Below are 20,976 nucleotides of genomic sequence, written 5' to 3'. Positions count from 1 at the left end.
GGGAGGGGCGATTCTGTGCAGCTGCTTCAGATCATCGGCGGCAACGAAGAGAGGATCTTGTCCAACGTAATCGGATACTCGCGCACCCGCGCCCCGGTGGCGTTGTAGATCGCATTCGCCACCGCCGCGCTCACACCACAAATCCCCAGTTCCCCCACGCCCTTGGCTTTCATCGGTGAAGAAATCGGGTCGGTCTCGTCGAGGAAAATAACCTCCTGATGCGGGATGTCGGCATGCACCGGCACCTCGTATCCGGCCAGATCGTGATTGACGAAAAAGCCCAGCCGCTTGTCCACCGCCAGCTCCTCCATCAACGCTGCGCCAACGCCCATGGTCATCGCGCCGATCACCTGGCTGCGCGCGGCTTTCGGGTTGAGAATCCGTCCCGCCGCGCACACCGCAAGCATGCGTCGCACGCGGACTTCACCGGTAGCAGCATCCACCGCCACTTCGACGAAATGCGCACCGAAAGTCGACTGTTGATACTGCTTGGCAAGGTCGGCGAACTCGATGCTGTCCTCAGCCTCGACGGCACCATTTTTTGCGGCGTCACGCAGCGGCAGGGTCTTGCCGGCGGCGCGTACCTGACCGTCGGCGAACTCGACGTCACCCCCGGTCATGCCCAGCTTCGTCGCCACTGCTTCGCGCAGTTTCATGCACGCGGCGTAGACCCCGGCGGTCGAGCAGTTGGCGCCGAACTGGCCGCCGGAGCCGGACGACACCGGGAAGGTTGAATCGCCCAGACGCACGGTCACATCCGCCAGAGGCACGCCCATCATCTCGGCGGCCGTCTGGGCGATGATGGTGTAGCTGCCGGTGCCGATATCGGTCATGTCGGTTTCCACCGAGACCTTGCCATCGTGCTCCAGCCGCACCCGTGCGCCGGACTTGAGCAACAGGTTATTGCGGATCGCTGCCGCGACGCCCATGCCGATCAGCCAGCGACCTTCGCGACGGCTGCCGGGTGTGGCGTTGCGCTGGTTCCAGGCGAATTTTTCCGCGCCGGTCTGCAGGCATTCGATCAGTCGGCGCTGGGAGAACGGGCGCTCGGTTTTCACTGGATCGACCTGCGTGTCGTTGAGGATGCGGAACTGGATCGGGTCGAGCTTGAGCTGCTCGGCCATCTCGTCCATGGCGATTTCCAGCGCCATCAGCCCCGGTGCTTCACCCGGCGCGCGCATGGAATTGCCCTCCGGCAAATCCAGTGGCGCCCGGCGCATGGTCACTCGGCGGTTCTCGGCGGCGTACAGCAACTGACTCGGCTGCGCGGCGACTTCGACCTTGCCGTCCTTGAGGTTGCCCGACCAGCCTTCGTGGGCAATCGCGCTGAGCTTGCCGTCCGCCGTCGCGCCCAGGCGAATGCGCTGGATCGTGGCCGGGCGGTGGGTGGTGTTGTTGGCCATTTGCGGGCGGGCGAGGGCAACCTTCACCGGGCGATTGGCCAGGCGCGCACCGAGGGCGGCGAGGATCGCGTCCGCACGAATGAACAGTTTGCCGCCGAAGCCACCGCCGATGTACGGCGAGATCAGGCGCACGTTTTCCTTGGGCAGGCCGAGGGTGGTGGCGATGTCGCCGACGCTCCAGGCGATCATCTGGTTCGACGTCCACAAGGTCAGTTGATCGCCTTTCCACGAGGCCAGTGTCGCATGCGGTTCCATCATCGCGTGGGACTGGTCGGGTGTGGTGTAGGTCTGGTCGAACTGCACTGGCGCGGCGGCGAAAGTCGAGTCGAAATCGCCGTGGGTGACGTCGGGCAACTCGTCGTCTTCGACACCCTGGTCGCGCACGTTGGCCAGCTCGAATTCGCCTTTGGCCGTGACATAGTCGACCTTGACCAACTGCGCCGCGGCGCGGGCCTGTTCGAACGTCTCGGCGACCACCAGTGCCACAGCCTGGTGATAGTGCTGCACCTCGGAATCGGCGAGCAGCGGCGCCGAGTTGTATTTGCCTTTGCCGAGCTTGCCGGCATTGGCGGCGGTGACGATAGCCAGGACGCCGGGCGCGGCTTCGGCTGCGTCGAGGTCGATATGGCTGATGCGGCCCTTGGCGATGGCCGAGCCGACCATGAAACCGTAAGCCTGATTCGCCACAGCCTGATGCTGCTCGTAGGCATATGGCGCCTGACCGCTGGTTTTCAGCGGGCCTTCAACGCGGTCGGTGGGTTTGCCGATCACCTTCAACTGGTCGATCGGATTGGTGGTGGCGGGCGTGTCGAACTTCATGCTTGATCCCTCGCTTGCGCCAACACCGAACCGAGCGTGCGCTCGACCAGGGTCAGTTTGAATTGGTTGTCGTGGGTCGGCGTAGCGCCGTCGAGCAGGCGTTCGCTGACGGCTTTTGCGCCTTGCGGCAGCAGGGCTTCGGCAGCCTCTACCCGCCACGGTTTCGGCGCGATGCCACCCACCGCCACGCGGCCGCTGCCGTCCTTTTGCAGAATCAGACCGACCGACACCAGCGCAAAGGCATAGGAGGAGCGATCGCGCACCTTGTGATAAATGTGCGTGCCGCCAACCGGGGCGGGCAGGGTTACCGAAGTGATGAACTCGCCGGGCGTGAGGCTGGTTTCGATGTTCGGCGTGTTGCCCGGCAGTTGATGGAAATCGGCGATGGCGATGCTTCGCGTGCTGCCGTCCGGCTTCACCGTTTCAACCTGCGCATCGAGAGCGCGCATCGCAATCGCCATGTCGCTCGGGTGGGTGGCGATGCAGGCGTCGCTGACGCCGATCAGCCCCAGTTGGCGACTGACCCCGCCAATCGCCGCGCAGCCACTGCCGGGCTGGCGTTTGTTGCAGGCCTGATTGACGTCATAAAAGTACGGGCAACGGGTGCGTTGCAGCAGGTTGCCGGCGGTGCTCGCCATGTTGCGCAACTGGCCAGAGGCCCCGGCGAGCAAGGCGCGAGAGAGCAGGGCGTAGTCCTTGCGCACGCGGGTGTCGGCGGCCAGATCGGTGTTGCGCACCAGCGCGCCAATGCGCAAGCCGCCCTCGGCGGTGGCTTCGATCTGGTTGAGACCGAGGTGGTTGATGTCGATCAGGTGCGGCGGAGTTTCGATGTCGAGTTTCATCAGGTCCAGCAGGTTGGTGCCGCCGGCGATGAACTTCGCGCCTTCGACCTGTGCCGCCAGTGCAGCGGCTGCGGCGGGGGAGTCGGCGCGGCTGTAATTGAACGCTCTCATGCCGGCACCTGCGCGACTTCAGTGATCGCTTCGATGATGTTCGAGTAGGCACCGCAACGGCAGATGTTGCCGCTCATGCGCTCCTGGAATTCGCTGGCGATCAGTTGTGGAGCTTCTGTCAGGCTCGCGCTGACGTGGCTGGGAATGCCATCACGAATTTCCTTGAGCACTGCCACCGCCGAACAGATCTGCCCCGGCGTGCAATAGCCGCACTGGTAACCGTCGTGCTTGATGAACGCGGCCTGCATCGGATGCAGTGCGTCGGGCATGCCGAGGCCTTCGATCGTGGTGATTTCGCTGCCGTCTTGCATCACCGCCAGGGTCAGGCAGGCATTGATTCGGCGGCCGTCGGCGATCACCGTGCAGGCACCGCACTGGCCGTGATCGCAGCCTTTTTTGCTGCCGGTCAGGTGCAGGTGTTCGCGCAGGGCGTCGAGCAGGGTGGTGCGGTTGTCGACTTCCAGGGATTGCGGTTTACCGTTGACTTGAATCGTCACTTTACTCATGGCCGATTGCTCCAGATTGGCCGCATAGGCCTTGAGGCTGATGAAGGGCGGCATGGCAAACGCCACGGCCGTTACGGCGCCCAGGATCAGAAATTTGCGTCTGGAAAGCGTCATGCTTCAATTCCTCTCTATCAGGCGGCAGGGTATTGAATGACCCAAACGGGCGCGCCGGCATGTTTGCCAGTCTCATTTCAAGACTGACCCATGATCAGAGGAAAAGGTTTTTGCGGATTTTCGCTATAGAGTTATGCGAAGGGCTCATGAATTAAAAGCCCCTGCAGAAGCAGCCTTCGGCATTTTCTGCAGGGGAAGGGCAATTAAAAATGAGCGCTCGCCCGGACGCTGGAATGCGCAGGCGCGGTGGCCTCGAGATCCAGCAAATGGGTGGCGAGTATGTCGCTCAGAAAGCGGAACTGATCGTTGATGCCGACCACTTCATTGCTGAAGTGATTGCTCGCGGCGGGCATCAGCACATCGTCGAAGTCTTCGTTGAACAGCAGCGCTTGGGTCTTGCGCGAGACGACCTGCTGGTCGTAGTAGTTGCTGCCGAACACCGGGAAGCTCACGGAGAGGGTGATGGTGCGAATCATGATGGGTACTCCTCGTTGCGTCTCGGATGGGTGAATCGTGCCTCTGCCGGCTGGCGGGCGGAAGGCAATCGTGGCGATGGTGAATATCGACGGCGTTGATGGTTGAGAGAGGGGGTGGATTGACTGGCCTCTTCGCTGGCAAGCCAGCTCCCACAGGTTTTCGGGTGTTCATTGGCTTCATGTTCACTGAAGGACTCTGTGGGAGCTGGCTTGCCAGCGATGGCGGCGGTACAGCCAACATCCCCGGAAACTGACACACCTATACTCAATGCTGTCTCCCTCCATTCAAGGACTCCACCACCGTGAACCTGCGTGCGCTGAGCGTCGCCGCACTGTTGCTGCTGGCAGGCTGCGCCTCCTCGGCGCGGGCCCCGGTGATGCCGCCTGCCGTGGTGGTTTCACCCGCCACCTGGCAGCAAATCGACCGCGACATCGTCAGCGCCTCGCAGCAGTCCACCGAGCAGGTCAGGGTGTTTGCCCAAGGTTCGATGGAACATTGGCGTATTCGCGTCTATGAGCAAACTGAAGAAAATTTCATTCCGTGGTTCAGCAGCTACTGGACCCAGGAATGGCTGTCGATGAAAGTCAGTTGGTACACCATCAGCGCCAGCGGCGAACAGGATGCGTCGACCAAGCGCCTGGCTACCTATCTGCTTGAGCAATATCAGAAAAGAGTGCTGGCGCCGGTAGCGGTAGAGATCGATCCGGACGCGATCCTCGGTCAGGCCACGGCGTTTTATGCGCAGTTGATGGCCAAGCAAATGCCACTCATCGCCCAGCGCTACGGTGTGCCGGTGGCCCAGCTCTACGGGCACCTGCAGAAAGTCCCGGCCATCGCCCTCGGGCCGCCGCCCGCACGGGATGCTTCGCTGTATCAGATCGTCAGCACCGAACCGCTGAACACGCTGCCGGCGTATGCCGCACTGATCGACAAGATTCACACCGAGGGCGGCAGCAAGGGCATCGCTGGAACCGACGCCGGCATGGCGCCAGTTGCCAAGCGCGCCAGCCAGCGGATGGAAGCGGAGATGGCCCCGCGCGGGGCGGCCAGTGCCGTGGCGGCTGCGGCGGGCAAGTTGGTCGGCGGGGTGATCTCGATCGGTGTGGCGGGCATCCGCGCGATCATCCAGGCCAGTGACCGGCCCGACAGCGAAGCGCTGATTCGCAGCAGCCTGGGCAGCACGTTCGACAAGGCCTGGCTGAAACTGCTGCAGAACCCGACCACCGGGGTCATGGCCGGTACGCTGCATATCGCCGGGCAGGTCGAAGGCAGCCTCGGCGGGGCAGGGCAACCGTCGGTCGGACTGGGCGTCAACCGTGTCGAATGGCGGCCGCCGGAATCGACTATCCAGCAGATCGAACCCAACGTGCAAGGAGAGTGATCATGGCTTACATCGATATTTTTGTAGCGCCTGTGCCGAATGCCAATCGCGAACAGTACAAAAAACACTGTGAGATCGCCGCGAAACTGTTCAAGGAATTCGGCGCCCTAAGCGTGGTGGAATGCTGGGGCGATGACGTGCCGGACGGCAAGCTCACCTCGTTTCCGATGGCGGTAAAACTCAAGGAAGGTGAAACCGTGGCGTCAGGCTGGCTGATCTGGCCGGACAAAGCCACCCGCGATGCCGGCATGGCGAAAATGATGGAAGACCCACGCATGAAACCCGATATCAACCCGATGCCGTTTGACGGGCAGCGGATGATCTATGGCGGTTTCACCAATCTCCTCGAACCCTGAGACCACTGCAAGGCCATAGTGGGAGTGAGCCTGCTCGCGATGGCGGTGTGTCAGTCAGCGGGTTTGCAAAATGTGCCGGCCTCTTCGCGGGCAAGCCACGCTCCCACAGGGTTTTGCGGATGGCGACGATCATGGGCACGCCACAAATCCAGTGTGGGAGCGGGCTCGCTCCCACATGGGAGGGTGATCACTCTGGGGAGGGGGTTATCCGGCAGCTTTTGCGGTTGCGGATTTGCTCTTCCGTTGGCCGCTCGTGGACGAATTCGAAACGCGGCTCACCCTCGCTGTAATGCACCAGCCAGCCCCATTCCAGCTCGCTTTCATCCTGCCCGGGGGAGGGTGGCCTGGCCCACCACGGTTCTTTGCTGAGGATCTCGCGCATGGCGACCTCCGGTTCGATGGCAATCCTTGAACTATAGCCGGGTGTCGCCAGTCGTCAGAGAAGGCTGTGTAGAATCGGCCGATCGACGAGCGAAGGAGCAGGGCCATGACCGATGATGCGCGCAGGGATGAACCGTTCAAGCGACTGTTTTTCGCCCTCGACTGCCCGCCGCCACAACGCAAGGCCATCGCTCAGTGGCGCGCCGATCTGGGTTTGCGCACCGGCAAAGCGGTGCCTGCGGACAACTTCCACCTGACGCTGCTGTTTCTCGGGGCGGTGCCGTTGGCGCAGATAGGTGAGGTGTGTGAGGCCGCAGACAAAGTGCGTACTCCAGGCGAAGCGCTGCGGATTGCGCTGGATCGGCTGCAGGTCTGGCACAAGGCGGGGGTGTTGTCGCTGGCGCCTGAACAGGCTCCGCAAGCGTTGTTGCGGTTGGTCTATGCGCTGGAGCAGGCCATGTTGCCGTTCGGCTTTGAAGAGGCGAATCGCGAATATAGGCCCCACCTGACATTGGCTCGGGATTTTCGCGCGCCGGCGCCGGAATCCCCAACACCGCCGGAGTTTTTCCTGCGTGCCGAGCGATTTGCCCTGTTCGAATCGCACAAGGGCCGCTACCGGATTCTGCAGGATTGGCCGCTGATCTGAGCCACAAAAAAAGGCGCCCGAGGGCGCCTGAAATTCACCTGAGCCGAGGGAGCCAGGTGAGGCCGTTCATGCGAGTGCAGCGGTGGTAAGGCGCTGCGGGAACGGAAAACCATCAGTTTCTTGTGTCACAACACAGACCCACTGTAGGAGTGAGCCTGCTCGCGATGACGTCGGCACATTCAGCATCATTGCTGGCTGACATACCGCCATCGCGAGCAGGCTCACTCCTACAGGGTTATTCGGTTATTTACCGAGCTTCACCCGGGTCCAGCCGCGAGTCATGATTCGCTGGGTGGCAATCGGTTGATCCGGCACCGCATACAACGTCGCCATCACCGCCTGCGACGGATACGAACCCGGGTCGTTGCGGATCGCTTCGTCCACCAGTGGCGTGGCGGCCGAGTTGGCGTTGCTGTAGCCGTTGCTGTTGGTGATCTCGGCGATGATGTCCGGGCGCATCAGGAAGTTCATGAACAGGTAGGCATTGTCGACGTTCGCTGCATCGCGCGGGATGGCGACCATGTCGTAGAAACTGCCGGCGCCTTCCTTCGGAATGCTGTAGTCGATCTGCACCTTGTTGCCGGCTTCTACCGCGCGGGCCTTGGCCTGCAGCACGTCACCGGAGTAACCGACCGCCACGCAGATATTGCCGTTGGCCAGGTCCGAGATGTACTTCGAGGAATGGAAGTACGCCACGTACGGGCGGATTTTCATGAACAGTGCTTCGGCTTCGAGGATGTGCGCCTTGTCCTTGTCGTTCACCGGGTAGCCCAGGTAGTGCAGGGCGGCCGGGATCATCTCGGTCGGCGAGTCGAGGAAGCTGATGCCGCACGCCTTCAGTTTCTCGGCGTTTTCCGGTTTGAACAGCAAGTCCCAGGAGTTGGTCGGGGCATTGGCACCGAGCACTTCCTTGACCTTGGCCGGGTTGAAACCGATGCCGATCGAGCCCCACATGTACGGGAACGCGTGGGCGTTGTCCGGATCACTGGCGGCAGCGTTTTTCAGCAGCACCGGGTTGAGATTTTTCCAGTTCGACAACTTGGTTTTGTCGAGCGGCTGATAGACCCCGGCCTTGATCTGCTTGGCCAGGAAACTGTTGGACGGCACGACGATGTCGTAGCCGGATTTGCCCGCCAGCAAACGCGCCTCAAGGGTTTCGTTGCTGTCGAACACGTCGTAGGTCACCTGGATACCGGTCTCGTCTTCGAACTTCTTGACGGTGTCCGGCGCGATGTAATCGGACCAGTTGTAAACACGCAGCACCTTGTCGTTGGCCTGGACGCCCGTGGCGATTGCGCCCATTAAGGACAGTGTCAGCAGAGTCCTGCCAAACATTTTCATCGGTACAACTCCATTCTTTTTATTCAAAAACACACATCGGGTGTACATAAAGCCTGTGGCGAGGGAGCTTGCTCCCGCTGGGCTGCGAAGCAGCCCCAAAAATCTTGTGAGCGCTACGCACTCAAGCGGGAGCAAGCTCCCTCGCCACAGTTGTTCATCGGTGTTGCTTAGGCAGTGGCGGCGCGTTGCGGCTGCTGCCACGACTCATTCGCCGTCTGATCCATCGCTTCCTGAATCGCCTTCTTGCGGTTGGCTTCTGCCTTGCGGCCGAAGTACCAGACCAGGAAGGTCACCAGCGACACCGCCAGCAGAATCAGGCTAGCCACCGCGTTGATCTCAGGTTTCACGCCCAGACGCACCGCCGAGAACACTTCCATCGGCAGCGTGGTCGAGCCCGGGCCGGAGACGAAGCTCGCCAGCACCAGGTCATCCAGCGACAGGGCGAACGACATCATCCCGCCCGCTGCCAGCGACGGCGCGATCATTGGAATGGTGATCAGGAAAAACACCTTGAACGGCTTGGCCCCCAGATCCATCGCGGCTTCTTCGATCGACAGATCCAGTTCACGCAGGCGGGCGGAGACTACCACCGCCACATAGGCGGCACAAAACGTGGTGTGAGCGATCCAGATCGTGACGATGCCACGCTCCTGCGGCCAGCCGATCAACTGCGCCATCGCCACGAACAGCAGCAACAGCGACAGACCGGTGATCACCTCAGGCATCACCAGTGGCGCGGTGACCAGACCGCCAAACAGCGTGCGACCCTTGAAGCGCGTCACTCGCGTCAGCACGAAGGCGGCGAGGGTGCCCAGCGCCACTGCAGCGATGGCGGTGTAGCAGGCGATTTCCAGCGAGCGCACCACCGAGCCCATCAGCTGCGTGTTGTCGAGCAGGCCGACGTACCACTTCACCGACCAGCCGCCCCACACCGTCACCAGTTTCGAGGCGTTGAACGAGTAGATCACCAGAATCAGCATCGGCAGATAGATGAACATCAGGCCGAAGATCAACATGAACTTGGAAAAACCGAAGCGTTTCATCCCCGTGCCTCCATCTCTTTGGCCTGGCTGCGGTTGAACAGCAGAATCGGCACAATCAGGATCAACAGCATCACCACCGCCAGGGCAGACGCCACCGGCCAGTCGCGGTTATTGAAGAACTCTTGCCACAGCACGCGACCGATCATCAGCGTCTCCGGGCCACCCAGCAGTTCCGGGATCACGAACTCACCGACCACCGGAATGAACACCAGCATGCAGCCGGCAATAATCCCGTTCTTGGCCAGCGGCACGGTGATTTTCCAGAAGTTGTTGAAGTTGCTCGAACCCAGATCCGACGCGGCTTCCAACAGACTGCCATCGTGCTTCACCAGGTTGGCGTACAGCGGCAGCACCATGAATGGCAGGTACGCATACACCACGCCGATATACACCGCGGTGTTGGTGTTGAGGATCTCGATCGGGTGATCGGTCAGCCCGGTCCACATCAGAAACGCGTTGAGCAGACCGTTGTTGCTGAGGATGCCCATCCACGCGTAAACGCGGATCAGGATCGCGGTCCAGGTCGGCATCATGATCAACAGCAGCAGGACGTTTTGCGCTTCCTTGCTCGCCTTGGTGATCGCATAGGCCATCGGGAAACCGATCACCAGGCACATCATCGTGCTCAGCGCCGCGACTTTCAGCGAACCGAGGTAGGCCGACAGGTACAGCTCGTCTTCGCCGAGCATGGTGTAGTTGCCGATGTTCAGCATCAGCTGAAATTTCTGTTCGGCGTAGGTGTAGATCTCCGAGTACGGCGGGATCGACAGCGCGGCTTCCGAGAAGCTGATCTTCATCACCAGGAAAAACGGCAACATGAAGAACAGGAACAGCCAGATGAACGGGATACCGATGACGAACTTTCGCCCGCTGGGCACCAGGCGCAGGAATTGCTGATTGAAGGTTCTCATGAGCGCAGTACCACGCCGCTGTCGTCTTCCCACCACACGTAGACCTTGTCGTCCCAGGTCGGACGCGCGCCACGGCGTTCGGCGTTGGCCATGAACGACTGGACGATCTTGCCGCCCGGCAGCTCGACGTAGAACACCGAGTGGCCGCCGAGGTAGGCGATGTCATGCACCTTGCCTTCGGACCAGTTGTAGCGGACTTCGGGTTTGATGGTGCTGACGAGCATTTTTTCCGGACGGATCGCGTAGGTGATCGACTTGTCCTGCACCGACGTGCTGACGCCGTGGCCGACGTAAATCTTCTGTTGCAGGTCCGGGCTGTGGATGATCGCGTGACCTTCAAGGTCTTCCACCACGGTGCCGTCGAAGGCGTTCACGTTGCCGATGAATTCGCAGACCATTCTGCTGACCGGCGCTTCATAGATGTCCACCGGGCTGCCGATCTGGGCGATCCAGCCCAGGTGCATGATCGCGATGCGCTCGGCCATGGTCATGGCCTCTTCCTGGTCGTGGGTCACCATCACGCAGGTCACGCCGACGCGCTCGATGATTTGCACCAGCTCCAGCTGCATCTGCGAACGCAGTTTTTTATCCAGTGCACCCATCGGTTCGTCGAGCAGCAACAGCTTCGGACGCTTGGCCAACGAGCGGGCGAGGGCAACGCGCTGGCGCTGGCCGCCGGACAGCTGATGGGGTTTGCGTTTGGCGTATTGGGTCATGTGCACCAGGCGCAGCATCTCTTCGACGCGGGCGTCGATTTCGCTGGCGGGCAAACGGTCCTGCTTGAGGCCGAAGGCAATGTTCTGCGCCACGGTCATGTGCGGGAACAGCGCGTAGGACTGGAACATCATGTTGATCGGCCGCTCGTACGGTGGCATGTCGGTGATGTCCACACCGTCGAGCAGAATCCGCCCTTCGGTCGGGCGCTCGAAACCGGCGAGCATGCGCAGCAGGGTCGATTTGCCCGAACCGGAGCCACCGAGCAGGGCAAAGATTTCGCCCTGGTGGATCTCCAGGGACACATCGTCCACTGCCGTGGTTTCGTCGAACTTCTTGGTGACACGATCGACTTTCACCAGAACCTTTTTCGGTTGCTGGTGGCCTTCAAGTGCCTTCCGGTAAGTGCTGGAGGCGTTTGCCATGTGAAACTCCCAACAGGTTTCGTTCGCTCGGCCAACGTGGCCGGGCTTAAGTGGATTGCAAGCCTGTAAGCGCATTTCCTGTCGGATCACTTTCCCCTGTGGGAGCGGGCTTGCTCGCGAAGACGTCGTGTCAGTCGACATCGTTGTTACCTGACACACCGCTTTCGCGAGCAAGCCCGCTCCCACAGGGTTTTGCGTTGTCCTGACGGGCACTGCTCCTACGATCCGGCTTGGTCGGCGCCGCCGTCCTGGCTGCCTGGGTCGTACTTGTTGTTATTACGGTTTGTTGTTTTCACGGATGACGGATGCGCCCACGCGCAACCGCCGACCCCGTGGGGGCAGTAAACAGTTTTGAAATCCTGGGTTGAGTCAGCGCTGGTTGCGTCGCGCCGCCCGTTGCCGGCAAGCCTCACCGAACGCCTGGAAAATCTTCAGGTAGTTCGGGTTGTCCAGCACCTGCCATTCCGGGTGCCATTGCACGCCGAGGGCGAAGGTCGGGCTGTGCTCGACCGAAATCGCCTCGATCAGGCCATCCGGCGCCACCGCTTCGGCACGCAGGCCGGGCGCGAGGCGGTCGATGCCCTGACTGTGAATCGAGTTGACCTGGAACTCGCCCGGCAACGCCAGCGCTTCGAACACGCCGCCCGCCAACACGCTCACGGCATGCGCCGGTGCGTATTGCACGGCCACGTCCGGGCTGTCGGCTTCACGGTGATCGAGCATGCCCGGCAGCTCGTGCACTTTCTGGTGCAGGCTGCCACCGAACGCCACGTTCATTTCCTGGAAGCCACGGCAGATGCCGAGTACCGGAACGCCCGCGGCAATGGCTGCACGCAATAAAGGAAGGGTAGTGGCGTCCCGCGCCGGATCGTGATCCGTACCGGGTTCGCTGGCCGGGCCTTGATAGTGGAAGGGCTCCACGTTCGAGGGTGAGCCGGTCAGCAACAGACCGTCGAGTTGACCGAGCAGGTCTTCGATTTCAGTCAGTTTGCCAAGGGAAGGAATGACCACCGGCAGCCCCAGCGCCGCAACGCTGACAGCGCGAACGTATTTGTCGCCGCTGATGTGATAGGGGTGCAGGCCAATCTGTTTGACGCACGCAGTAACGCCGATCAATGGCTTGAATGCCATTTTTATTCACCTCGAAGTTTGACACTTGAACGAGCTTTTCCGGAGCTTAGCCTCGTTGATTTTAATTAACAACTGCCATGTAAAAAATTCTAAACGCCGTTCATCAAATCTTCATGATTCCCGGCCTTATGGCGCCTGCATTGGCACGTGAGTGTTAAAAAAAGCCCGAAAAATAAACGCTGAACGGCCAGGTGTTCGCTATTGACTTCACTTTGCCTTTCGGATTGACTGGCTCGGCGAAACAGCAGTGAACATAATAATTAACAGCTAAATAGGTGCATCATGTCGGTCCCTCTGCGTACCGTTCAACTCAACGAAGCAAACGCATTCCTTAAGAAATATCCTGAGGTTTTGTACGTCGACCTTCTGATTGCGGATATGAACGGTGTGGTGCGCGGCAAGCGCATCGAACGCACCAGCCTCCACAAGGTTTACGAGAAAGGCATCAACCTGCCGGCCTCTCTTTTTGCTCTGGATATCAATGGCTCCACGGTGGAAAGCACCGGCCTGGGTCTGGACATCGGCGACGCCGACCGCATCTGCTACCCGATCCCGGGCACCCTGAGCATCGAGCCGTGGCAGAAGCGTCCAACCGCACAACTGCTGATGACCATGCACGAGATCGAAGGCGAGCCGTTCTTCGCCGATCCGCGTGAAGTGCTGGCCAACGTCGTGCGCAAGTTCGACGAACTGGGCCTGACCATCTGCGCCGCGTTCGAACTGGAGTTCTACCTGATCGACCAGGACAACGTGAACGGCCGTCCGCAGTCGCCACGTTCGCCGGTCTCCGGCAAGCGCCCGGTGTCGACTCAGGTGTACCTGATCGACGATCTCGACGAATACGTCGACTGCCTGCAAGACATCCTCGAAGGCGCGAAAGAGCAGGGCATTCCGGCTGACGCCATCGTCAAGGAAAGCGCCCCGGCGCAATTCGAAGTCAACCTGCATCACGTCTCCGACCCGATCAAGGCCTGCGACTACGCGGTGTTGCTCAAGCGTCTGGTGAAGAACATCGCCTACGACCACGAGATGGACACCACCTTCATGGCCAAGCCGTATCCGGGCCAGGCGGGCAACGGTCTGCACGTGCACATTTCGATCCTGGACAAAGAAGGCAACAACATCTTCGCCAGCGAGGATCCCGAGCAGAACGCCGCACTGCGACACGCGATCGGCGGTGTGCTGGAGACCCTGCCTGCGCAAATGGCCTTCCTTTGCCCGAACGTCAACTCTTACCGCCGCTTTGGCGCGCAGTTCTACGTGCCGAACTCGCCGAGCTGGGGCATCGACAACCGCACCGTTGCAGTCCGTGTGCCAACCGGTTCGGCCGACGCCGTGCGCATCGAGCATCGTGTTGCCGGCGCCGACGCCAACCCGTACCTGCTGATGGCCTCGGTGCTGGCCGGTATCCACCACGGCCTGACCAACCAGATCGAGCCAGGCGCGCCCGTTGAAGGCAACAGCTACGAGCAGAACGAACAGAGCCTGCCGAACAACCTGCGCGACGCGTTGCGCGAGCTGGACGACAGCGAAGTCATGGCCCGCTACATCGACCCGATGTACATCGACGTGTTCGTCGCGTGCAAGGAAAGCGAGCTGGCCGAGTTCGAAAACTCGATCTCTGACCTTGAGTACAACTGGTATCTGCATACCGTCTGACGCTCAAGCGCGATCCCGTTAACACCGCAAAACCCTGTGGGAGCGGGCTTGCCCGCGAAGAGGCCATCACCTTCAACATTGAAGGTGACTGACCCACCGTATTCGCGAGCAAGCTCGCTCCCACAGGGATATCGGTCACCAATTCTCCTGTGTGAGTCACCCCCATGACCATGACCCGCAACGACTGGGAACAACGCTTCCAGTCCCTGACCATCGAATCCCGCGCGTTCATCAATGGTGAATATCGCCCGGCGATCAGCGGCGCCACCTTCGAATGCCTGAGCCCCGTCGACGGCCGTTTCCTCGCCTCCGTGGCCAGCACCGATGAAGCCGACGCCAACCTCGCCGTCGAAGTCGCGCGCCAATCGTTCAACTCCGGCGTGTGGGCCAACAAAGCTCCGGCCGAGCGCAAGCGCATCCTGATCCGCTTCGCCGATCTGATCCTGCAACACCAGGAAGAACTGGCGCTGCTGGAAACCCTCGACATGGGCAAACCGATCAGCGACTCGATGAGCATCGACATCCCGGCGACCGCCAACGCGATCCGCTGGAGCGCCGAAGCCATCGACAAGATCTACGATGAAGTTGCCGCCACGCCGCACGATCAACTCGGTCTGGTGACCCGCGAGCCATCCGGCGTAGTCGCCGCCATCGTGCCGTGGAACTTCCCGCTGATCATGGCCAGTTGGAAGTTCGCCCCAGCGCTGGCGGCGGGCAACTCGTTCATTCTCAAGCCTTCGGAAAAGTCGCCACTGACCGCGATTCGCATCGCGCAGTTGGCACTGGACGCGGGCATCCCGAAAGGCGTGTTCAACGTGCTGCCGGGCTTCGGCCACACCGTGGGCAAGGCGCTGGCGCTGCACATGGACGTCGACGTGCTGGCCTTCACTGGCTCCACGGCGATTGCCAAGCAGTTGATGATTTATGCCGGCCAAAGCAACATGAAACGCGTCTGGCTCGAAGCCGGTGGCAAGAGCCCGAACGTGGTGTTCGCCGACGCCCCGGACTTGCGCGCGGCAGCCCAGGCTGCGGCCGGCGCCATCGCTTTCAACCAGGGCGAAGTGTGCACCGCCGGTTCGCGCCTGCTGGTCGAACGTTCGATCCGCGAGCAATTCATTCCGCTGCTGGTGGAAGCGCTGCAAGCGTGGAAACCGGGGCATGCCCTCGACCCGGCGACCACCGTCGGCGCGGTGGTTGATCAGCGTCAACTGGACAACGTGCTGCGCTACATCAGCATCGGTCGCGAGCAGGGCGCCGAGTTGATCGCCGGCGGCCAGCGCACCCTCGAAGAAACCGGTGGCCTCTACGTGCAACCGGCGATCTTCGATGGCGTAACCAATGCGATGACCATCGCCCGCGAAGAAATCTTCGGCCCGGTGCTGTCGCTGATCACCTTCGACACCGTTGAAGAAGCGCTGCAGATCGCCAACGACAGCATCTTCGGTCTCGCCGCCGGCGTCTGGACCAGCAACCTGAGCAAGGCGCACACCTTCGCCCGTGGCCTGCGCGCCGGCAGCGTCTGGATCAATCAGTACGACGGCGGCGACATGACCGCGCCGTTCGGTGGCTTCAAACAGTCGGGCAACGGTCGTGACAAATCGCTGCACGCGTTCGACAAGTACACCGAGCTGAAAGCGACCTGGATCAAGCTCTAACTCTTTTACAACGGTGGTCGCTCCTACGGGCGACCCTCGGAGAACAATAAAATGAAGCAACAACACGTCAACAGCTACTACGCCGCCACCCGCAACGAAGTCATCGACTTCCCGACCCTTGAAGAGTCGGTCGAGTGCGATGTCTGCATCATCGGCGCCGGCTACACCGGCCTGTCCTCGGCGCTGTTCCTCACCGAGGCCGGCTACAAAGTGACGGTGCTGGAAGCGGCGAAAGTCGGCTACGGCGCCAGCGGTCGCAACGGCGGGCAACTGGTCAACTCTTACAGCCGCGACGTCGATGTGATCGAAGAACGCTATGGCGACAAGACGGCGGAAATTCTCGGCAGCATGATTTTCGAAGGCGCCGACATCATCCGTTCGCGGATCAAGGAATACGACATCAAATGCGACTACCGCCCGGGCGGCATCTTCGCAGCGATGAACAAGAAACAACTCAACGGTCTGGCTGAGCAGAAGCGCAGCTGGGAACGTTACGGCAACAAGAACCTGAAGATGCTCGACGCCGCTGACATTCGTCGCGAAGTCGGCTCCGACGCCTACGTTGGCGGCCTGCTGGACATGCAGGGCGGTCACGTGCATCCGCTGAACCTGGCCCTCGGTGAAGCCGCGGCCATCGTGCGCCTGGGCGGCAAGATCTACGAGCAATCGGCTGCCGTGGAAATCAAATACGGCGAGCCGAACGTCGTGCGTACTGCCAAAGGCCAGGTGCGCGCCAAGTACCTGCTGATCGCCGGCAACGCCTACCTGCCGCAAGGTCTGGACAACCGCGTGACCGCGAAAAGCATGCCCTGCGGCTCGCAGATCGTCGTCACCGAGCCACTGACCGAGAAGCAGGCGCGCAGCCTGATCACCAACAACTACTGCGTCGAAGACTGCAACTACCTGCTGGATTACTACCGTCTCACGGCCGACAACCGTTTGCTGTACGGCGGCGGTGTGGTCTACGGCGCGCGCGAACCGGACGACATCGAACAACTGATCCGGCCGAAGATCCTCAAGACCTTCCCGCAGCTCAAGGACGTGAAAATCGACTACCGCTGGACCGGCAACTTCCTGCTGACCATGTCACGCATGCCGCAATTCGGCCGCATCGAGAAAAACGCCTACTACATGCAAGGCTACAGCGGCCACGGCGTCACCTGCTCGCACCTGGCCGGCAAACTGATCTCGGAAATGATCCGCGGCGACGCCGAACGCTTCGACGCGTTCGCCTCGCTGCCGCACATGCCCATGATCGGCGGCCGCACCTTCTCCGCCCCATTGACCGCCCTCGGCGCCGTCTACTACTCGCTGCGCGACCGCTTCGGCATCTAGGTTACCTCCCCGGCGGCGGCCCCAAGACCCCGCCGGTTTTTTTAATGCTGTAGCAACACCGTCGATGGCGGCCTGACAACCGCTACCCAGCCAAATGACACAAAACAGATCCAACTGTGGGAGCGGGCTTGCTCGCGAAGGGTCCAGTTCAGCCAACGCACATGTCGTCTGACACAACTCTTTCGCGAGCAAGCCCGCTCCCACAGTGGCGGTATTACCAAGGCCAGAAGGACTTTTATCCCACCGTCCATCGAACCTGCTGAGCAACACCGGCAAACGTGATTTAATAGCCGCCTTTCACGGTTCCGGGACACGGGAGCAACGTGATCCGCGCGCCTTGCGCGGCACCCGCCACCCACCCCCATTGCCCTTAAGTACTACTCACATAAGGCTGTCATGGATACGGGTTCTCGACTCAAACTAGTACGCGAAAGCTACAAACTCTCCCAGCGCGAGCTGGCCCGGCGTAGCGGCGTGACCAATGCCACCATCTCCCTGATCGAACAGAATCGCGTCAGCCCCTCCGTCAGCTCCCTGAAAAAGCTGCTCGAAGGCATCCCCATGTCCCTGGCCGACTTCTTCACCTTCGACCAGCCCCCGCGCGAACACCAATACGTCTTCCGCGCCAACGAACAACCCGACCTCGGCCGCCACGGCCTGCGCCTGCTCCTCATCGGCGCCTCCGTCCCAAGCCGCCAGATGCGCCTGCTGCGCGAGCAATACGCGCCGGGCGCGAGTTCCGGGGAAGAGCCGATCGTGCATGCGGAAGGTGAGGAGTGCGGGCTTGTTACGCGAGGCACTGTTGAGTTGACCGTGGATGGGCAGGTGAGCGTGTTGAATGCGGGGGATGGGTATTACTTTCCGACGACGCTGCCGCATAAGTTCCGGAATATCGGGGCGGATGAGGCTGAGATTATTAGTGCGAATACGCCGGCGAATTTTTGAGAAAAACGCCGTTTTTCTCGCATTAACCGCAAACTGAAAACCGCAGAGATGCGGTTTTTTTACGACTGAAATTCTGTTCCCTCTCTCGTTTTTGAATGCTTAAAGTGATGTTTATGTGCCATCATATGGATCCAAAAAATGGAGGTGGCTCATGGCAGAAAAAAAAGACGAGAATTTAGGTGGAGCCGTTGCCGCAGGCGTTAGCGCTGCGACAGGAGCAGGCCTCGGTGCAGCCTACGGTGTAACCGCTATCGGAGTAGCCGCAGCTGAAACGGCCGCAGCGGCTGCTCTTGCGACTGCTGGATCGGCGGCAGCAACTACCGCAACGTTGGCTGCAGCGGGAGGTGGTAGCTTGGCGGTGGGTGGAACTGGGATGGTTGGTGGGGTAACGGCGATTGCGGGAAGTGCTGCTGGCGCTGCCGTCTTGCCTATTGTTGGATGCGCTGTTGCCGGAGCTGCGGTGTTAGGGTTGGTAGGCTGGGGGGCTTATAAAGTTGGTCGTAAGTTTCTTGATGATTGAACAAAATTAGTCGCAAAATATTTAAAAAATTTGTTTTTTCGATGATTCATTGCGCTCGGTAATTCGATGGTATAGATCGTAGCGAGCCAAGCTTTTTGGTCTCAACAGATAAGGATGTTGCAGATGTGGTTTTTTAAAAAGGAAGGTCGTGCTACATATCTAGAGTTTTTGAGGAATTTAACTCCGCAGATTCTTCTATTCGCCGCCATCATGATTATTGGCGAGAAAATGATGAGGCAACCTCCTGAGTCTTGTGCGTGGTATGGCATTGGGGTCTTTGTGCTAGTGCTGTTCGCAATTATGTGGATTCTTGCATTCGCTGCTAATGGATCTCTTTTATATGACAAGGCATTGGCCAGTCGCTCTGACATTGAAGAGCATAAGAGCATGCTGAAAGAGGGCGGGCTCAAGGGTGGTAAGTTGGCATGGGCGTCCTTTAAATATACTGCTGGTAATCATCGGCTTTTGGTTGCTGAAGTCGTGATCATTATTTTTGTGATCTATGGTAGTACAATTTTGGCGATGAAGTCCGGTGTTATAACTGCACTTGGATTTCTCAAAAATGTAAAATAAAAAGTAGCTTAAAGGTGGCAGATTTATTTGTGCAAGTCCGTCACCTTCAATTTTCCTAGCCAAAAACACCAAATTCCCGTTGCTCTATAACTCGAAACACGTCACTCACGTCCTGAATTAGAGTTCTGGCGATGATGGTGACTGTGTTGATGTCATGTTCCATAAAAAGGTGACAGATTTATTTATGTGGCAGGATACCGAAGAGCTGAAACAACGTATTGCCGATTTCCAGAATGAATACTTCTCCGCCTGCCTGGCCCGTGCGACACAATAGTTTTTATTATTTTCTATCGATTGCGGTGGTGCAGTAGATGTTTTCTTGTGAGCAATACTCAACATTGACGGAAGTTAAATCCGTCTTTCTAGTTGTAGGTGGTTTGACGACAGTGGCTTACGTAATTTATTTAGGCGCTATGGTAGTTCTGAAGGCGCTGGGACGTGATCTAAATCGTCTTGTCAGTAATAGGTTTTTTGTGTCTCTGGTGACTTTGGCCGCTCGTCGATGCATTTGGGTCGCTGTTTGCGTATCTGTCGGAATGGCTATCTGTGGTTGGATGATATTGGCACTGGATTACCTTTTATCATTGAGATTCGGCCCCTTTGAAGAATGTACAACAGTGTACTTTCTCTATGGGTGGAAAATGTGCCTCACTGGAATGATGCTTGGATTTTTGCTTTATTTTGCGACAAAAGCTCAGCGTTTCCACATTCCGCTTGGTAAATTCACATCGCTGACCACCAGTACCCCTCGAGAATATCACCTGCATCTAAATGGCAAGATTGAGCCGGTGTCAATGGCATACGTTTATGCGCGAAACTCCATTAATAAACTTATAAAAGAACACTCTGGATTCGTGTTGGTCATGGAATCTTGGCTTTTGGCCCAAGATGCTATTCCGCCAATAGGAATAGAGACAGTCAAGGGAACGTACTCTTTTGTTGTTTCGTGGCGTAGTCGAAGTGGGGGGAAGTTTGTTAGAGGTTTTTTGCTGGTCTGTAGACTTGTTGCAATGTTTGTCTTGGCTCCAGTGATATATAAAAAATATCGTGATCTTCGGCTGAGTCCGATGACTCCATCGAGGGGTATGCAGTTGCTGTTGACGAAGTTTTCTTCCCTTAATGTCAGTTGGAGTTATAAAATGACACCATTTTTTCAGCTCTTGGTTTTAACTGCTCTGTACCCGGAAAAAATGGAAGCGGCAACAGGGTGTAGCGGAGTAATAGTTATAGAGATTTAAGCTAGAATTGCTTTTTGTTTTTGGAATTAAGAAGGTGACAGATTTTCTTGTGTAAGTCCGCCATCTTCCAGTGCTCTATCCAAGGAGAACGAAAGAAAAGGTGACAAAGAAAAGGTGACAGATTTAATTATGTGAACCTGTCACCTTCAAATTTTCTAGCCAGGAACATCGAATCCTCGTTGCTCTATAACTCGAAATATATCACTCACGTCTTGCACCATGATCCTGGCAATGGTGGTCACAGTGTAGATGTCGTGTTCTGCATGGTCGGGGAGGCGGATGCAGGCCATCAGATCCAGGTATTTGAGAACGGTGTTAAGGCGCTCACTGGCACAAGCATGGAGGTCCCGCAGTGGGGCGTCAGCGTCGATGAGCAGAACGGGTCGATCGGTAGCGGGGTGGGACATGTTCGCGCAGTGGCGCATCAGTTTCTGTGTCGTCATGGTGTTA

General features: G+C 59.1%; 20 protein-coding genes and 1 pseudogene. 9 read left to right on the top strand and 12 right to left on the bottom strand.

Going from position 1 to position 20,976, the window contains the following annotated elements; all coding sequences use genetic code 11:
• Positions 1-26: 26 nt before the first annotated feature.
• The 4 genes from paoC to ACVHNU_RS13800 form a co-directional block, all read right to left on the bottom strand.
• Positions 27-2,222, bottom strand: a complete 2,196-nt coding sequence (gene paoC, locus ACVHNU_RS13815; RefSeq protein ID WP_473020012.1) for an aldehyde oxidoreductase molybdenum-binding subunit PaoC — start codon at positions 2,220-2,222, stop codon at positions 27-29.
• Complete coding sequence (locus tag ACVHNU_RS13810; RefSeq protein ID WP_473020011.1) at positions 2,219-3,175, bottom strand: FAD binding domain-containing protein; 957 nt, start codon at positions 3,173-3,175, stop codon at positions 2,219-2,221. Before ACVHNU_RS13810 ends, paoC begins: the two co-directional genes overlap by 4 nt.
• Positions 3,172-3,795 (bottom strand): aldehyde dehydrogenase iron-sulfur subunit PaoA, encoded by a 624-nt coding sequence (paoA, locus tag ACVHNU_RS13805; protein WP_473020010.1) that lies wholly within the window; start codon positions 3,793-3,795, stop codon positions 3,172-3,174. The genes ACVHNU_RS13810 and paoA overlap by 4 nt, the downstream gene beginning before the upstream one ends.
• A 203-nt stretch (positions 3,796-3,998) precedes the next feature.
• Complete coding sequence (locus tag ACVHNU_RS13800) at positions 3,999-4,271, bottom strand: hypothetical protein (RefSeq protein WP_003226119.1); 273 nt, start codon at positions 4,269-4,271, stop codon at positions 3,999-4,001.
• 302 nt (positions 4,272-4,573) lie between these two features.
• Between ACVHNU_RS13800 and ACVHNU_RS13795 the strand changes: the two genes are divergently transcribed.
• Both ACVHNU_RS13795 and ACVHNU_RS13790 read left to right on the top strand, forming a co-directional pair.
• Positions 4,574-5,653, top strand: coding sequence for a hypothetical protein (locus ACVHNU_RS13795; protein ID WP_473020009.1), 1,080 nt, complete (start codon positions 4,574-4,576; stop codon positions 5,651-5,653).
• 2 nt (positions 5,654-5,655) lie between these two features.
• Positions 5,656-6,009, top strand: a complete 354-nt coding sequence (locus ACVHNU_RS13790) for a DUF1428 domain-containing protein (RefSeq protein ID WP_473020008.1) — start codon at positions 5,656-5,658, stop codon at positions 6,007-6,009.
• Between the two features lie 187 nt (positions 6,010-6,196).
• On the opposite strand, the gene ACVHNU_RS13785 is transcribed toward ACVHNU_RS13790, so the two are convergent.
• Complete coding sequence (locus ACVHNU_RS13785) at positions 6,197-6,391, bottom strand: PIN domain-containing protein (RefSeq protein WP_103521551.1); 195 nt, start codon at positions 6,389-6,391, stop codon at positions 6,197-6,199.
• A gap of 105 nt (positions 6,392-6,496) precedes the next feature.
• Here ACVHNU_RS13785 and thpR point away from each other — a divergent pair, with 105 nt between their 5' ends.
• Entirely contained in the window at positions 6,497-7,036 is a 540-nt protein-coding gene (thpR, locus tag ACVHNU_RS13780) for an RNA 2',3'-cyclic phosphodiesterase (RefSeq protein WP_003226111.1), read from the top strand.
• Positions 7,037-7,279: 243 nt separating this feature from the next.
• Here the strand turns inward: thpR and ACVHNU_RS13775 are convergent, their stop codons facing one another.
• The 5 genes from ACVHNU_RS13775 to ACVHNU_RS13755 form a co-directional block, all read right to left on the bottom strand.
• On the bottom strand, positions 7,280-8,377 hold the full coding sequence (locus ACVHNU_RS13775; protein ID WP_201137244.1) for a polyamine ABC transporter substrate-binding protein: 1,098 nt from the start codon (positions 8,375-8,377) through the stop codon (positions 7,280-7,282).
• Positions 8,378-8,544: 167 nt separating this feature from the next.
• A complete protein-coding gene (locus ACVHNU_RS13770) occupies positions 8,545-9,420 on the bottom strand; it encodes an ABC transporter permease subunit (protein ID WP_003226106.1) in 876 nt (291 codons plus the stop codon).
• On the bottom strand, positions 9,417-10,298 hold the full coding sequence (locus ACVHNU_RS13765) for an ABC transporter permease subunit (protein ID WP_371260449.1): 882 nt from the start codon (positions 10,296-10,298) through the stop codon (positions 9,417-9,419). The genes ACVHNU_RS13770 and ACVHNU_RS13765 overlap by 4 nt, the downstream gene beginning before the upstream one ends.
• A gap of 29 nt (positions 10,299-10,327) precedes the next feature.
• Positions 10,328-11,470: an ABC transporter ATP-binding protein gene (locus ACVHNU_RS13760; RefSeq protein ID WP_003226103.1), complete on the bottom strand. Its 1,143-nt coding sequence runs from the start codon at positions 11,468-11,470 to the stop codon at positions 10,328-10,330.
• A gap of 369 nt (positions 11,471-11,839) precedes the next feature.
• Positions 11,840-12,601, bottom strand: a complete 762-nt coding sequence (locus ACVHNU_RS13755; protein WP_473020007.1) for a gamma-glutamyl-gamma-aminobutyrate hydrolase family protein — start codon at positions 12,599-12,601, stop codon at positions 11,840-11,842.
• Between the two features lie 282 nt (positions 12,602-12,883).
• Between ACVHNU_RS13755 and ACVHNU_RS13750 the strand changes: the two genes are divergently transcribed.
• The 5 genes from ACVHNU_RS13750 to ACVHNU_RS13730 all read left to right on the top strand — a co-directional run bounded on the left by ACVHNU_RS13750 (position 12,884) and on the right by ACVHNU_RS13730 (position 19,288).
• Positions 12,884-14,260 carry a glutamine synthetase family protein gene (locus ACVHNU_RS13750; RefSeq protein ID WP_003226100.1) on the top strand — a complete coding sequence of 459 codons (1,377 nt, stop codon included), beginning with the start codon at positions 12,884-12,886 and terminating at the stop codon, positions 14,258-14,260.
• A 164-nt stretch (positions 14,261-14,424) separates the two neighbouring features.
• Positions 14,425-15,915, top strand: a complete 1,491-nt coding sequence (locus ACVHNU_RS13745) for an aldehyde dehydrogenase (RefSeq protein WP_400495630.1) — start codon at positions 14,425-14,427, stop codon at positions 15,913-15,915.
• Between the two features lie 51 nt (positions 15,916-15,966).
• Positions 15,967-17,250, top strand: a complete 1,284-nt coding sequence (locus tag ACVHNU_RS13740) for an NAD(P)/FAD-dependent oxidoreductase (RefSeq protein ID WP_003226098.1) — start codon at positions 15,967-15,969, stop codon at positions 17,248-17,250.
• A 396-nt stretch (positions 17,251-17,646) separates the two neighbouring features.
• A complete protein-coding gene (locus tag ACVHNU_RS13735) occupies positions 17,647-18,195 on the top strand; it encodes a cupin domain-containing protein (RefSeq protein WP_003226097.1) in 549 nt (182 codons plus the stop codon).
• A gap of 643 nt (positions 18,196-18,838) precedes the next feature.
• Complete coding sequence (locus ACVHNU_RS13730; protein ID WP_473020006.1) at positions 18,839-19,288, top strand: hypothetical protein; 450 nt, start codon at positions 18,839-18,841, stop codon at positions 19,286-19,288.
• Between the two features lie 55 nt (positions 19,289-19,343).
• On the opposite strand, the pseudogene ACVHNU_RS13725 reads toward ACVHNU_RS13730, so the two are convergent.
• Positions 19,344-19,454: pseudogene (locus ACVHNU_RS13725) on the bottom strand (fructose-bisphosphate aldolase); the annotation flags it as partial.
• A gap of 145 nt (positions 19,455-19,599) precedes the next feature.
• Here ACVHNU_RS13725 and ACVHNU_RS13720 point away from each other — a divergent pair.
• Positions 19,600-20,526 (top strand): hypothetical protein, encoded by a 927-nt coding sequence (locus ACVHNU_RS13720; protein WP_473020005.1) that lies wholly within the window; start codon positions 19,600-19,602, stop codon positions 20,524-20,526.
• A 155-nt stretch (positions 20,527-20,681) separates the two neighbouring features.
• On the opposite strand, the gene ACVHNU_RS13715 is transcribed toward ACVHNU_RS13720, so the two are convergent.
• Positions 20,682-20,969: a fructose-bisphosphate aldolase gene (locus ACVHNU_RS13715; protein ID WP_473020003.1), complete on the bottom strand. Its 288-nt coding sequence runs from the start codon at positions 20,967-20,969 to the stop codon at positions 20,682-20,684.
• Between the last annotated feature and the right edge of the window lie 7 nt (positions 20,970-20,976).

It is taken from the genome of Pseudomonas sp. Ors-4-3C, assembly GCF_055755035.1.
This window is presented reverse-complemented; position numbering and strand designations above follow the sequence as displayed.